Here is a 13,180-nt window from a genome sequence, read left to right on the forward strand (position 1 = left end):
GCGCGCTCAGGCCGTCGTCGCGTTGAAGTTGAAGGAGGTGTTCACAGTCTGGCTCTGCACCGTGGTCGGCGCTGCCGCGTCGAGGGTCACCTGGAAGCACAGGGTTTCACTGCCGCCGTTGGCGAGGGAGCGCGCGGTGGGGATCAGGTTGGCCGTACCGCCGGACACCAGTGCGACGTTGTTGGCGATCACGGTGCCGCCGCTGCAGACGGTGCCGTTGGACGTGCCGGTGGAGACGATCACCTTGAGGTACGGCGCGAGTGTGGACGACGTCGCCGCGGCCGCCATCGTGTAGTTGAACGAGGTGGTGCCCGTGTTCTGCACCGGCAGCGTCGCCGCGACGGACGCGCCCGGCATCATCCCGGTCTTCGTGAGCGAGGCGAACGCGTACGCGCTCGGGTTGCCCTGGTTTCCATTGAGCTGCAGGTCGATCGACCCGGTCGAGAAGACACCCGAGGTGGCGGTTGCGGAGTCACTCCACGCCGCGAGGGTGCCGATCGCGCCGAGACCGAGGACGATGCCAAGCGAGGCGATGGCCCGCGGCCGTCCGCCCGACAGCAGCGACCGCGCGCGGGCACCGAACCCTGACGGAGTACTGGAAACCTCAGGACGCGACATGCGGTGAGCCTTTCGTGCGTGGGTCCAGCGGGCGCGGCGCGCCGGGCGGAAGTCGTTGGGGTGACGCGGTGTTCGTGAGGGCACCGGCCGGACGATCCGGATCGGGGTCGGACCGGCCGGCCGGTGCGTTCACGGCTCGCCTCGAGGGAAGGCGAGAGGTGTCGAAGTCCTACTGCTGGGTCAGGGTGACGGTGAACTCGGACAGGTCCGCGTCCACGTTCTGGAAGTCCGTTCCGGTGGCGTCGAAGTTGAACGTGACCTGCGCCTGGACGACCTGTCCGTCGTTGGCGTCGGTGACGACGCCGCCGGCGAGCGGGGCGCCGTTCAGCGTGACGGCGACCGCGGGGTCGAGGGCCGCAGCGAGGTCACCCGAGATGGAGCCCTCGTCGACGTCGAGGACGGCCTCGAGGTTGTCGCCGGCAGCACCGATCTTGAAAGCCGCGTTGTAGACGATCTCGTCGCCGGGCACCGCGAGGTACGACGCGATGTCCGCGACGGCCTGGCCGTTGACGGTCCACCCGGTGGAGCCCTCCTGCGTCAGCGTCAGCTTGCCCGAGTTGATCGCGCCGCCGGCGACGTTCTCCGATGCATTCCAGGCCGCCATGGTTCCGGCACCGCCCGCGAGGAGGAGGGCGGCCGCGCCTGCGGCGATGGCGCCCTTCGTCTGCTTGTTCATCTGCGCTCAGCTTTCGTCGGACCCCGCTGGGGTCTGGTGAATCGATGTGCGAATCAATTACGTGCGCCCACGTATTCATGGGTGCGGATTCGTGCGTGTCCGTGCTCGTTCTCCGGATCGCGATGGGTCGTTCGTTCGGCGCCCGAGAAAGCGTTGTTGGTTGGTGCCGTGCTCGCGATGCGAAGTGTCTATCACGCCAGCGAATCGCGCCGACGCGGAATCAGGTCATTCGTCCAGATGAATTTGGGCAATCGTCCAGGTTGTAACTTCATCCAACGTCCTCACGCGCGGGATCCATCGCAGAACTGCAGGTTCGCATTGCCAGCGGCGACGACAACTCACCCCAGGGACGCACCCGGCCGGCGACCGCGACGGCCGGATCAGCCCCCGTCGCGCCGGCGAGAATGCAAGAACTGCGTATCGTTCACGCTGCAGGGCAAACGATTCGCTAATGCCCGGCAATCCTCACTCCGTATGAAAAGACGCAGGCTCTCGCCATCTCGGGCGGCACCGCGGTCAACAAGGACACCAACATCATGCTGACCGCGGCGGTGGTCCCGACCGCCGCGACCGGCGTCGTCCAGTTCCGCGACAACGGCGCCGTCCTCGGCGCCCCGTCGCCCTGGTGAACGGTGTCGCGAAGATCAACCGTTCCTTCAACGTCGACGGCGAGCACGTCATCGTCGCCGAGTGCCTGGGCAGCGCCGCGCACGCCCCGTCGGTGTCCGCGATGCACACCGTGACGGTCACGAGCGTCGCCGCCGAACCCGGCGGCATCGGCTCCGCGGGATCGCTCGGCGGCTGATCCGGCGCCGTCCCTGTGCGCACATCCGGTAGTGGGTGCTCGCAGGAGCGCACACAGGGCCACGCGCTCACGCCCGAATCTCGAAGAGCAGGACGAAGTCACACCATCTGTCACACCTTTCGCATCGGGCCCGGCTGTCCGAAGTGGCTGCTACGGTTTTCAACGACCCTTTTCGCATGAACGGCGCCCGGTGGGTGCGCGACACGCACAGCGAGGAACACCGTGGCCGAATCGTTCGCGGGGGCCGCCGAAGCACCGGCTGCCCCGAATTGTTCACATCCCCGCCGCATCGGCATCGTGGAGGACCACGAGTCCGTCGTCATGGGGCTCAAGGCGATGCTCGCCGACCAGTCGGAACTGACCATCGTCGCGTCGGCGCCGACCGTCCCCGAACTGCTCGCCACGGGCAGCGAACTCGACCTCGTGATCCTCGATCTGCGGCTCGCCGACGGGTCGTCACCGAAGACCAACGTCGAACAGCTGCGTGCCGTCGGCGTCGAGGCGCTCGTGTTCACCAGCGCCGAGGACCCGTATCTCGTTCGCCTCGCCGCGAAGGCCGGCGTGCTCGGGGTGCTCCGCAAGTCCGAACCGACTGCCACCGTGATCGCCGCCATCACCGCCGCCGCGAACGGCGAGCAGGTCGTGACGACGGAGTGGGCAGCCGCGATCGACGGCGATCCCGGACTGCAGGACGTCGGTCTCAGCCCGCGCCAGCGTGACGTCCTGGCGCTGTACGCATCCGGGGAGAAGGCGGCCCGAGTCGCCAGCCTCACCGGGCTCGCCCCGCACACCGTGAACGACTATCTGGGCCGGATCCGCGCCAAGTACGCGGAGGCAGGCCGACCCGCCCGGACCAAGACCGACCTGTACAAGCGGGCCGTAGAGGACGGCTGGCTCCCGATCCCCACCCGCGATCAGCCGAAGTGACCACGGCGGTGGGCCGGTGCCGCGATGCCGGAGACCGCATCCTGCGACTGTTCGCGGCGTTCACCTGCTCCGGCTACCTCTTCTATCTCTGCCTGCTGCTTCCCTCGATCATCGGGCAGGCCGAGCGGTTCGAATCGTGGTGGACGCCGGTCGCGGTGACAGCCGTGTTCGGCACCGGGTTCCTGTTCGGTTTGTCCACGCTGGTATCTGACGGCACCGTCGTCCGGGCGACCGGTGGCCTCGCCGCGATCACCTATCTGGTCGCCGTCGCGACCGGGCTGTGGGCCTGGCACGGCCCCGCCCTGACCGACGGGCAGGGGGTGTGGCTGTCCGCGTTCCCGGGCGTCGCGAGCCTCGCCGCCGCTGCCGCATGGCGACCGGTGATCGCGTTCGGGCACATGATCGTCGCCTGCGCAGCCGTCCAGTACTTCAACTCGGTGGCCCGCGATCCGGAAGTCACCAGCGCGTTGGTTCCCGACATCGCCTTCGCCGTCATGTTCTGCTCACTGGTCGTCGGTGCCGCAGTGATGGCGCTGCGCACCGGCCGGATCGTGGACTCCACCCTCGACGCCACCCACGCCACGGCGGCAGCGGCGGCCTCCAGGTATGCGCGCACGGTGGAACGGGAGCGGATCGACGCGATGATCCACGACGGCGTGATGTCGACACTCCTGCTCGCCTCGCGCCACGGTGCCACGCCCTCCCTCAGCACCCAGGCCGCGAAGACACTGCGACAGTTCGACGCACTGCGGGCCGGTCCCGCGTCCGACGAGCGCTTCGACGCGACGGAGATCGTCACCCATCTGAGGATCGCGGCGGGCGATGTCGACGAGGGCCTCGCGCTTGACATCCGCCGTGCCCCCGGGGCGGAGGCGCTGACCATGCCCGCCGACGCCACCCGGGCCATCGGTGCCGCCCTCGCCGAAGCCCTCCGCAACAGCATCCGGCACGCGGGTCCGGATGCGGATCGGTCGGTGACGGTGACCCTCGCCGCCGACGGCCTCGACGTCGAGGTCACGGACACCGGGCGCGGATTCGACCCGAAAGCGGTTCCACCGCATCGGCTGGGCCTCGCCGTGAGCATCACCGGCCGGATGATCCAGCAGCCCGGGGGCAGCGTCCAGATCGACTCTCGTCCGGACGACGGCACCCGCGTCCGCCTCGGATGGAGCCGAGCGTGAGCCCCGAACGGCTTCGCGGTGCCCGTGACGTGCGCGCGCTGATCGGAATGACCAGTCCCGCTGCCAAGGCGATGGTCGCGTTCTACGCCGCGGCGTGTGCGCTGTTGGCCGTCGCCTCCCGCGACGGGGTCTCCGCGTTCTGGCCGATCTGCGTTGCGCTCGTCGTGTGTGTGCTCGGTGCAGTCGCGTTGATCCGGGTGCCGGGCGATCCGGTGCCGCTGCGCTACTCGATCGCCCTGGCCGCAACGGGACCGATCGCGTGCGGGCTCGTTCTCGGCGTGCTTCCGGTCCCCATTTCGAGTCCGCTACAGATCTGGCCGCTGGGAGCGATCACCGCGATCTACGCCTTCATGGGCGTCCGCGGCCGGACAGATTTCGCGTGGCTGGGGATGCTCGCGACGATCGCCACCTGCGTCGTCTGGGCGACGCTCACCGGACAGGGGCCGGCGTACGGGCTCGCGATGTCCATCATCAACGTCGCACCGCTGCTGATGTCGACGTTGTTCGCGTTCACCATCCGCCCCGCCGCCCGGAACATCTTCGCGCTGCGCGAGCAGACCACCCGCCGCGCCGCGGCCGAGGCCGCGGACTCGGCGATCCTCGAGGAGCGCGACCGTCAGCTACGACGGCTCGACGAGTTGGCGCGGCCGATCCTCGAACGCATCGCGGCGGGCGAACCGCTCGACGAGCAGGACAGGTTGGCCTGCCGGCTGCTGGAAGCGCACCTGCGCGACGGCGTGCGTGCCCCGATCCTGGTCGATCCGGCGGTCGTCGCCGCGGCACGGGCAACGCGGGCACGGGGCATCGAGGTGGTGCTGCTCGACGACGGCGGTATGGACGCGGTGCAGCCGACGGTCCGGAGGCGATTCCTGGACAGTGTCGCCGACGCCCTGAACGGCAGCGAGGGCGGCAAGGTGACGGTCCGCGTGCTACCGCCCGGCCGCGCCGTGATGGCGACAGTTCTGTGTAGTTCACCGCGAGGCGACCACCGCACGGAGTTCGGGCCGGACGGCCACGCGGTCACACACTCCGATCGCCCGGACCAGGACCACCGGGCGGCAGTTCAACAAGAAGGGGACCGGACCGAGGGTGATCGGGCGGCCTCGCGCGCGTGAGATGCCCCCAGTTCTACGGGCACGGAAATCCTGTCTCGTCGGTGTCGGCCGCGCCGCATACGCTCGTCCAGGAATCCGGCGGACCGGTCGGACACCTTCTCCACCCGCGCGCCTCGGGAGCTGCCATGACCTTCGCCTCGATCGACCATCTCCGCCGTCCGATGGTGCATCCGGCGTCCAGGGAACCCCACCCCATGTCTCGGGGACTGCGGCGTCCGCATCTGTCCCCGCGCGAGATCGAGGTGCTTCTGCACTGGCTTCGCTGCGATTCCAAGAACGAGGTCGCGGCGGGCCTCTTCCTCTCGATCGGGACGGTCAACACCCATCTCGCACGGATCCGCGCGAAGTACCGCGACGTCGGCCGCTCGGCTCCGACGAAGGCGGCACTGGTTGCGCGCGCGGTTCAGGACGGGCTGATCGAGCTCCACGAACTGTGACCACACGACAATCGGGCCGGGCCCGGTGACCACCACGATCAAGCCTGCCGGCCGAATCGTGTCGGCCGAGGACCGGATCGTCCGTACTTTCGCCGCCTTCATCGGGGCCGGCGCCCTCCTGTTCGCGGTCCTGCTCGCACCGGGCGCGGTCAACCTGTCGCCGATCATCCCGTCGTGGTGGACAGCGCCCGCCGCTGCGGTCGTGGTGGTGCCGATGGTCGCGTTGTGGCCCGCGTCGCGCGCGCGCGATCCGAAGTGGATCGGGCGCTGCGCGACGACTGCCGCGGTCGGGTATCTGGCCGCACTGGTGTCGTGGATCCTGTTGGTCGACGGTCACATCCCCGCGAATCGCGACATCTGGCTCGCGACGTTTCCGGGCCTGATCACGATGGCGACGGCACTGCGGTGGCGGCCGGCTGCGAGCCTGGCCTACCTCGTGGTGAGTGCGGGCACCTCGGAGGTGCTCCGGTACGTGACGCGCGACGATCAGCAACAGGTCGTGCTGCCCGTGGAGATCGTGTCGATCATCGTGTTCTGCGGCCTGTTCGTCGTCACCACCATCGCCGCGCTGGCGACCGGCCGGGCGCTCGACCGGGCCATTCTCACCTCCGCGCAGCACTCTGCGACGTCGGCCGCCAGCGCCGCCCGCGGGGTCGAGCGGGCACGCTTCCACGCGCTGGTCCACGACCGTGTGATGTCGACGCTGCTGGCGCTCTCCCGCCTCGGAAACACACCGGACCTGCGCCAGCAGGCCGTCACCACCGTGACCGAACTGGAGCGGCTCCGGGACAGCGACGTCACGAACGAAGACATGGACGTGCATACAGCGGTCGGGTTGATCCGGGCATCTCTCGTCCAGGTCGACGGCGACGTCCCGGTCGAGGTGGAGATCGCGCCCGCGGCGACCGCGGTGCCACGGGCCGCTGCCCGCTCGATCGCATCGGCGGCCGCGGAGGCCCTCCGCGACAGCTTCCGCCATGCCGGCCCCGACGCCGATCGCATCATCGTCATCGACGCCTGCATCGGACGTCTGCGAGTGATACTTGCGGACAACGGAACAGGGCGCAGGCCCCGTCCGGCATCACGGTTCGACGTGGATGCCCCCTTCGATCTGAGTGCGCGAATGGCACGCGCGGACGGCTGCTCGTACGCCCAGCGCTCGACCCCGGGGAGGGGAACACAGGTCGTACTGGCGTGGTCGGCGCCCACCCCGGAAGGAGAGACCCGATGAGCACCCGACGCGCACGGACCGCGGCCGGGTCACGGGACATCCGCACCCTGCTGTGGATGGACCGCCCTGTCGCCAAGGTGGCGGCCATCGCTTTCGGCCTGAGTCTGACCGTTCGAGCCACCGTGTACATGGACGACTCGCACCAGCTCTGGCCGCTTGTCGTCGCGCTGGCACTGACGACGTCGGGCATCCTCGCAATCGTCATGGTCCCGGGAGATCCGTTGCCCACGACCGCGGCGCTGCTCCTCGCCGCACTCGGCCCGGTCACCTGTCTGCTCGTGTTGCCTCAGATACCGGCGGATCAGTGGATCATGAGCGACATCTGGCATCTCCGGGGCGTCACGGTGATCCTCTGCTTCATGGCGATTCGCGGCCGGCCCTGGTATGCGGCCGCAGGTGCTGCACTGTCGGTCCTCGCCTTCACCGTGTGGAGCGCGACCACCGACCAGGACACGGGCGAAGGTGCGCGGACCGCGGTCGTCATCCTCGCCCCCGTCCTGATCGCCCTCCTGGTGGCCGCCGCGGTCCGGCCGATGGCCGAGCTCGTGTTCGCCCTGCGCGAGCGGGAGATCGAGCGTGCCGCCGACGAGGCGATGACGGAGGCCGTCACGTCCGAACGCGAAGCCCAGCTCCGGTCACTGGACTCCTCCGCTCGACCACTGCTCGAAGCGGCCGCCGCCGGTTCCGAATTCACCGACGACGACCGCGAGCGATGTGCGTTGCTGGAGGAGCGTCTACGGGACACCCTGCGCGCGCCGGTGTTCGCGACCGACGACACCCTGCACCGGGCCACTTCCGCAGCTCGCCGTCGCGGCACTCAGGTGGTCCTGCTCGACGAGGGTGGACTCACGGACGAGGCCCTCGCCGCTCCCGTCCGCATCGCCCTGATCGACGAGCTCGACGCGACGACCGGCGGGACGGTCACGGCGCGGGCGCTTCCCCCCGGCCGTGACACGTCCGCGACGATCGTCATCGAGGTCGGCGACCGGGTCCGGCGCGTCGAGTTCGACGCCGTCGGGGAGGTCCGCGTCGAGGTCAGGAACGGTGACGTCCCCGACCTCGACTATCAGGCGGTGCGGTCCATCGTGGGGGCCTGATTCGCCGGGTGGCGGTCAGTTCCCGGGTCCCTCGAGAATCGTCACGCCCGCGACTGCCGTCGGGCCACCGAGGGTGTGCGCCAACCCGATCTGCGCACCGTCGACCTGGTTGACCGCGGTACCGCGCAGCTGCTCGAACAACTCGACGCACTGCGCGACGCCGGTCGCTCCGGGCGGGTGCCCCTTGGAGATGAGGCCGCCGCTCGGGTTCACCGGCAGCGAGCCGCCCACCTGCGTGGCCCCGGTTTCGGCGAGCTTGAAACCCTCGAAGCGCTCGGCGAAGCCGAGGTCCTCGTAGCTCATCAGCTCGATTCCGGTGAAGAAGTCGTGCACTTCGGCGACGTGGATGTCGGCGGGAGTCATCCCGGCCATCCCGAACGCCTGCTTGGCGGCTCGCCTCGTCGCCGGGAACGTGGTCATGTCCCGCTTGTGCTGGTGCATCACCGAATCCAGGCCGAGTCCGACGCCGCGGACCCACACCGGCCGGTCGGTGTACCTGCCGACGACGTCCTCCGCAGCGAGGATCACCGCAGCGGCACCGTCGCTCTGCGGCGCGCAGTCGTACACGCTGAACGGGTCCACCACCGTCGGCGCCGCCAGGGCCTCGTCCATGGTCAGGTCGATGCGCAGCCGGGCACGCGGATTGTTCAGGCCGTTGCGGTGGTTCTTGACCGCGATCATCGCGAGATGCTCACGGGCGGCCGGTGATTCGTGAAGGTAGCGCTGGACGTGCAGCGCGAACCCGGCCGGGGCGACGAGACCGAGCGGGTAGTCCCACGCCATGTCTCTGGTCATCGCCTCCCACTCCCACAGCATGTCCTTCGACGCGGACTCGCGGATCTTGTCCGCGCCGATGACGAGGGCCACGTCGCAGGCTCCGGATGCGATGCCGAAGAGTGCGTTCCTGATGGCGTCGTGCCCTGTGGCGCAGGAGTTCTCAACCCTCGTGACGGGAAGCTCCGGCAGCCCGAGGCTGTCCGCGAGGATCCCCGACGGGAACCCGTCGGGGGTGCCCATCGCACCGAACCAGGCCGCCTGGACGTGATGCTTGTCGAAGCCCTTGTCCACCGTTGCCGCGCAGTCGGCGAACGCCATCGGCAGCAGGTCCTTGATGCCGTGGGAGAAGTGCTCGGCGAACGGCGTCATGCCCGCGCCGACGATCGCGACCTTCCTCATGCCGCCCCCTCCAGTTCCTCGATCTCGCCCGGCTCGAACGCATACCCGTAGTCCGGAACACCGGACCGCAGCGCGACACGTCTGAGCACGAGTCGTCCGCGGTCACCGATCGCAACGGAATTCGGTTCGGCGCCCGTCACCTTCACCAACGCCCGGACGTCCACTCCGTCGAGCTCGACGATTGCGAGCGAGTACGGAGTCTTGAGCCCCGGCACCGGAATACGCACCGTCACAGCGGTGTACACCGTGCCGACACGGGGCAGGGGCACCAGTTCGTACTCACTGCTCAGTGCGCCGTCGTCACCGATGCGGTACCGCGGCGGAAAGTCCAGGGCTTCGCTGCCGAAGTGCCGTCCCGCCTCCCATCGCACCTTCGCCTCGAAGGCCCGCTCGTAGGCGGCGAGCGAGATCGGGATGTCCGAGCCGGGAACGTACGTGCAGGGTGCGCTCGGCCGAGCCGCCGGCTCGCGGCGATGGATCACGACCTCTCCCTCCGCGACCGAGATGCCGGACAGGCTGGCCTGTTCCACCCCCACGAGGGGGCCGGTGTCCCCGGACTCCGCCATCGCGGCGAGCGCGAACAGGCCCGAGCTCGCGCCGGTCGTCGGCAGGGGTGCGGGTGTTCCCGCGCAGAGGTCGACCGCCTGCTCGTGGCCGACGCCCGCGACGGCGACCGGGGTGTCCATCCAGGACGCCCTGAGCGAGGCCAGGAAGCCCCGCTCCTGGAGCAGCCGCGGATCGCCGTAGTCCCGCACGTCGCCCGCACTCCCACGGGTGCGAACGGGAAGGCTGCGGGCGACCCGGCCTGCGGCCCGCACCTGCATCCCGTGGTCAGCGGTCACGGCGGCGGCGGCACCCGCGGGCGCGGTGTCGACCCCGATGACGAGCGTCCGCGGGCGAGCGGAGCTGAGAGTGTCGAGTGTGGCAGGAGCGCCGCCGAGTCGCTCGGTGACCTCCAGTTCCGGGTCGAGGCCGAGCCCGGCCAGCAGGACCGCGGCGTTGCTGCTCTCGAGCAACGGCAGGTCCCGGCTGACGAGCACGACGAAGGACACCGGAGCGCCGCTCCGCAGGGCGGCGCGGCCGGCTTCGACGGCGAGGGTGATCGCGTCCTCGTCGTCGCCGGGTACCCGCGTCTCCGGTGTCCCCCAGCACGGCAGGTAGGTGCCTATCGAGGCGATGTAGGGCATGTCGACCTCCGATCTAGGTGACCGCGCCCGCGGCCTTCAGTGCGATGATGCGGTCCCAGTCCAGGCCCGCCTCCAACAGGATCTCCTCGGTCTGGGCCGCGAACTCCGGCCCCGGCCCCGTCTCCGCCGGGGTCTCGTCGAACTGCACCGGATTGGACACCAGTTCCAGCTCTCCGGCCTTCACGAGATAGCCGTTGGCGCGGATCTGCGCGTCGTCCGCCACCTGGACCGAGTCCTGGATCGGCGCCCACGGCCCGGCGAGTGTCGCGAACCGTTCCGTCCACTCGGACAACGTCCGGGTGGCGAGCACCTCCCGCAGGATCGCCACGGCCTCGGGGGTGTTCGCGGCGAGGGACTCGGCGTCCGCGAACCGCGGGTCGTCGACCAGTTCCGGCCGGTCGACGTGCCTGCACACGTCGGGCCAGAACCGCGCCGCCTGCAGCATGACGAAGGCCAGGTAGCGGCCGTCCGAGGTGGCGTAGATGCCGGAGAGCGGGTTGGTCGGGGCACCGTGCGCACCCGGCACCGGTGCGACCATCGGCTGGTCGAGGCGCAGTGACACGGCGACGCCGTGCCCCATCGACCAGAGCCCGCTGCCGAGGAGCGACACGTCGACGACCGAGGGCTTCCCCGTTCGTTCCCGACCCAGCAGTGCAGCCGCGATCCCGCCCGCGAGGTTGGTTCCGGAAATGGTGTCGCCGAACGCCGGGCCGGGCGGGCTGATCATCCCCTCCACACCGGGAGGCGTCAGGGTGGCCGCGATGCCGGCGCGGGCCCAGAATGCCGTCATGTCGTAGCCGCCCTTGGACGCCTCGTCCCCGCGCGGCCCGAGCGCGCTGCCGCGCGCGTAGATGATCGACGGATTGACCGCACGGATGTCGTCGACGTCGATGCGGAGCTTCGCGCGCACCTGGGGTAGGAAGCTCGTCAGGAACACGTCCGCACCACGGACCAGCTCCGTCAGAACCTCGTACCCCTCGGGGTTGGCGATGTCCAGACCGACACTGCGCTTGCCTCGATTGGCATGCTCCACATTGGGATTCGGGTCGCCCTCGACCCGGAGCGGCCCCACCTGACGCAGGCCGCGTTGCGGGTCGCCGGTGACGGCGTGCTCGATCTTGACCACGTCGGCACCCCACTCCGCGAGCACCGCGCCCGCCGAGGGGACGAAGCCGTACATGGCGACCTCGACGACGCGGATCCCCTCGAGCGGCCTCACGACTTCACCGTCGCCGCAAAGGTCTTCGTCTCGAGGAACTCCTCGAAGCCCGCCGTTCCCATCTCACGGCCGATTCCCGACTGCTTGAAACCGCCGAAGGGGACGTCCGGAGTGAAGTAGTTGCCGCCGTTGATGCTGAAGGTTCCGGTTCTGATCCGGCGTCCGACGGCGATCGCGCGCTCCTCGTCCTTGCCCATCACGCCTCCGGAGAGTCCGAACGCCGAGTTGTTCGCGATGCGGACGGCGTGGTCGTCGTCGTCGTACGGGATCATCGCGAGGACCGGGCCGAAGACCTCCTCCTGCGCGATCTCGCTGTCCGGGTCGACGCCGGCCAGCAGCGTCGGGGTGTAGAAGAAGCCCGGGGACACCTTCTCGCCGCCGGTGACGAGGGTCGCGCCGGCCGCGACGGCGCGCTGGACGAGACCGTCCACCTTCTCGCGCTGGCGCTCGGTGATGAGCGGCCCCATGTACGTTCCCTGGTCGCCGGGGTCACCGTAAGTGATCCGCTGCAGATTGGCCGACACGAGCTCGGCGAAGTGGTCGTGCTGCGTGCGCGGGACGAGTATCCGGGTGGTCAGTGCACAGCCCTGACCGGCGTGCGAACAGATGCTGAACGCCGCGAACATCGCCGCCATCGCGACATCCGACTCCTCGAGGTCGTCGAGGACGATCAGTGCGGACTTGCCACCGAGTTCGAGGAACACGCGCTTGAGCGTGCCCGATGCGGCGGCCATGATCTTCTTGCCGACCACGGTCGACCCGGTGAAGGTGACGACGTCCACGTCGGGATGGGTGGTCATGGTCTCGCCGACCGCGACGTCCGAGGAGGACAGGACGTTCACGACGCCGGCGGGGATGTCGGTGTACCGAGCGATCAGTTCACCGAGGGCCAGGGTGATCAGCGGGGTGTCGGGAGATCCCTTGAGCACCACGGTGCATCCTGCTGCGAGTGCGGGGGCGAGCTTGGCGAGGGCGAGCTGGTTCGGGTAGTTGTACGCGGTGATCGCGGCGACGACGCCGGCCGCCTCCTTCTCGACCCAGCGACGATGCTGCTGGCCGCGCACCTCGATCTCGCCCATCTCCTCGCGGAGCGGGTAGGTGCGGAGCAGGTCGGCGTAGTAGCGGACGATCTCGATGGGCGCGGCGAGCTGGTTCGCGTGGGTCAGCATCCGGGTGGCGCCGACCTCGGTGATCGTCAGTTCGCGCAGCTCCTCGATGTTGTCGAGGAGCGCCTTGTGCAGCTGGTCGAGGCAGTGGATCCGGAACTCGACGTTCGTGGACCAGTCGGTGGTGTCGAACGCGCGACGGGCGGCGGCGATCGCCACCTCGGTCTCTTCGACGCCCGCGTCGGGGGCGTACCCGACGACGCCCTCGGTGGCCGGATCGATCGACGTGATCGTGCGCTCGGTGGTGATCAGGTTCCCGTCGATGAGCAGGTGCTTGCGCACGCCGGTCAGGGATTCCCCGCCGACCGCCTGCACCGTGTCCTGAGATGCCATCCCGTCTCCTAC

Annotated in this window: 13 protein-coding genes; 7 read left to right on the forward strand and 6 right to left on the reverse strand. The window is 69.5% G+C overall.

From position 1 onward, the window contains the following. Window positions 1–6: 6 nt before the first annotated feature. The gene (locus tag ACFSJG_RS20105) at window positions 7–618 is read right to left on the reverse strand and encodes a SipW-dependent-type signal peptide-containing protein (protein ID WP_378487008.1); all 612 of its coding nucleotides are present in this window, start codon (window positions 616–618) and stop codon (window positions 7–9) included. A gap of 169 nt (window positions 619–787) precedes the next feature. Further along, the gene (locus ACFSJG_RS20110) at window positions 788–1,294 is read right to left on the reverse strand and encodes an alternate-type signal peptide domain-containing protein (protein WP_378487009.1); all 507 of its coding nucleotides are present in this window, start codon (window positions 1,292–1,294) and stop codon (window positions 788–790) included. Between the two features lie 625 nt (window positions 1,295–1,919). On the opposite strand from ACFSJG_RS20110, the gene ACFSJG_RS20115 reads away from it, so the two are divergent. The 7 genes from ACFSJG_RS20115 to ACFSJG_RS20145 all read left to right on the forward strand — a co-directional run bounded on the left by ACFSJG_RS20115 (window position 1,920) and on the right by ACFSJG_RS20145 (window position 8,087). Beyond that, a complete protein-coding gene (locus ACFSJG_RS20115) occupies window positions 1,920–2,099 on the forward strand; it encodes an Ig-like domain-containing protein (protein ID WP_378487010.1) in 180 nt (59 codons plus the stop codon). Window positions 2,100–2,420: 321 nt separating this feature from the next. After that, the gene (locus ACFSJG_RS20120; protein WP_378487199.1) at window positions 2,421–3,026 is read left to right on the forward strand and encodes a response regulator transcription factor; all 606 of its coding nucleotides are present in this window, start codon (window positions 2,421–2,423) and stop codon (window positions 3,024–3,026) included. Further along, on the forward strand, window positions 3,023–4,207 hold the full coding sequence (locus ACFSJG_RS20125; RefSeq protein WP_378487011.1) for a sensor histidine kinase: 1,185 nt from the start codon (window positions 3,023–3,025) through the stop codon (window positions 4,205–4,207). The genes ACFSJG_RS20120 and ACFSJG_RS20125 overlap by 4 nt, the downstream gene beginning before the upstream one ends. Next, complete coding sequence (locus ACFSJG_RS20130) at window positions 4,204–5,322, forward strand: hypothetical protein (RefSeq protein ID WP_378487012.1); 1,119 nt, start codon at window positions 4,204–4,206, stop codon at window positions 5,320–5,322. The genes ACFSJG_RS20125 and ACFSJG_RS20130 overlap by 4 nt, the downstream gene beginning before the upstream one ends. A 125-nt stretch (window positions 5,323–5,447) precedes the next feature. Further along, window positions 5,448–5,759, forward strand: coding sequence for a response regulator transcription factor (locus ACFSJG_RS20135; RefSeq protein WP_378487013.1), 312 nt, complete (start codon window positions 5,448–5,450; stop codon window positions 5,757–5,759). 25 nt (window positions 5,760–5,784) lie between these two features. Further along, window positions 5,785–6,990, forward strand: coding sequence for a hypothetical protein (locus ACFSJG_RS20140; RefSeq protein ID WP_378487014.1), 1,206 nt, complete (start codon window positions 5,785–5,787; stop codon window positions 6,988–6,990). Then, the gene (locus ACFSJG_RS20145) at window positions 6,987–8,087 is read left to right on the forward strand and encodes a hypothetical protein (protein WP_378487015.1); all 1,101 of its coding nucleotides are present in this window, start codon (window positions 6,987–6,989) and stop codon (window positions 8,085–8,087) included. The genes ACFSJG_RS20140 and ACFSJG_RS20145 overlap by 4 nt, the downstream gene beginning before the upstream one ends. A 15-nt stretch (window positions 8,088–8,102) precedes the next feature. Here the strand turns inward: ACFSJG_RS20145 and ACFSJG_RS20150 are convergent, their stop codons facing one another. Genes ACFSJG_RS20150 through ACFSJG_RS20165 form a run of 4 tightly spaced genes read right to left on the reverse strand, consistent with a single transcriptional unit; the run spans window position 8,103 to window position 13,168 of the window. Next, window positions 8,103–9,263: a thiolase C-terminal domain-containing protein gene (locus ACFSJG_RS20150; RefSeq protein ID WP_378487016.1), complete on the reverse strand. Its 1,161-nt coding sequence runs from the start codon at window positions 9,261–9,263 to the stop codon at window positions 8,103–8,105. Continuing rightward, on the reverse strand, window positions 9,260–10,450 hold the full coding sequence (locus ACFSJG_RS20155) for a Zn-ribbon domain-containing OB-fold protein (RefSeq protein ID WP_378487017.1): 1,191 nt from the start codon (window positions 10,448–10,450) through the stop codon (window positions 9,260–9,262). The genes ACFSJG_RS20150 and ACFSJG_RS20155 overlap by 4 nt, the downstream gene beginning before the upstream one ends. A gap of 13 nt (window positions 10,451–10,463) precedes the next feature. After that, window positions 10,464–11,669 carry a CaiB/BaiF CoA transferase family protein gene (locus tag ACFSJG_RS20160; protein ID WP_378487018.1) on the reverse strand — a complete coding sequence of 402 codons (1,206 nt, stop codon included), beginning with the start codon at window positions 11,667–11,669 and terminating at the stop codon, window positions 10,464–10,466. Then, complete coding sequence (locus ACFSJG_RS20165) at window positions 11,666–13,168, reverse strand: aldehyde dehydrogenase family protein (RefSeq protein ID WP_378487019.1); 1,503 nt, start codon at window positions 13,166–13,168, stop codon at window positions 11,666–11,668. Before ACFSJG_RS20165 ends, ACFSJG_RS20160 begins: the two co-directional genes overlap by 4 nt. Window positions 13,169–13,180: the final 12 nt, after the last annotated feature.

The sequence above is a fragment of the Rhodococcus gannanensis genome (genome assembly GCF_042681175.1).
In the GTDB taxonomy this organism is placed as follows: Bacteria; Actinomycetota; Actinomycetes; order Mycobacteriales; family Mycobacteriaceae; genus Rhodococcus_G; species Rhodococcus_G gannanensis.

Excerpts from the sequence above, each read along its gene's own strand:
- ACFSJG_RS20110 (WP_378487009.1), bottom strand. The coding sequence starts at position 1,294 with ATGAACAAGCAGACGAAGGGCGCCATCGCCGCAGGCGCGGCCGCCCTC.
- ACFSJG_RS20145 (WP_378487015.1), top strand. The coding sequence starts at position 6,987 with ATGAGCACCCGACGCGCACGGACCGCGGCCGGGTCACGGGACATCCGC.
- ACFSJG_RS20135 (WP_378487013.1), top strand. The coding sequence starts at position 5,448 with ATGACCTTCGCCTCGATCGACCATCTCCGCCGTCCGATGGTGCATCCG.
- ACFSJG_RS20120 (WP_378487199.1), top strand. The coding sequence starts at position 2,421 with ATGGGGCTCAAGGCGATGCTCGCCGACCAGTCGGAACTGACCATCGTC.
- ACFSJG_RS20155 (WP_378487017.1), bottom strand. The coding sequence starts at position 10,450 with ATGCCCTACATCGCCTCGATAGGCACCTACCTGCCGTGCTGGGGGACA.
- ACFSJG_RS20105 (WP_378487008.1), bottom strand. The coding sequence starts at position 618 with ATGTCGCGTCCTGAGGTTTCCAGTACTCCGTCAGGGTTCGGTGCCCGC.
- ACFSJG_RS20150 (WP_378487016.1), bottom strand. The coding sequence starts at position 9,263 with ATGAGGAAGGTCGCGATCGTCGGCGCGGGCATGACGCCGTTCGCCGAG.
- ACFSJG_RS20165 (WP_378487019.1), bottom strand. The coding sequence starts at position 13,168 with ATGGCATCTCAGGACACGGTGCAGGCGGTCGGCGGGGAATCCCTGACC.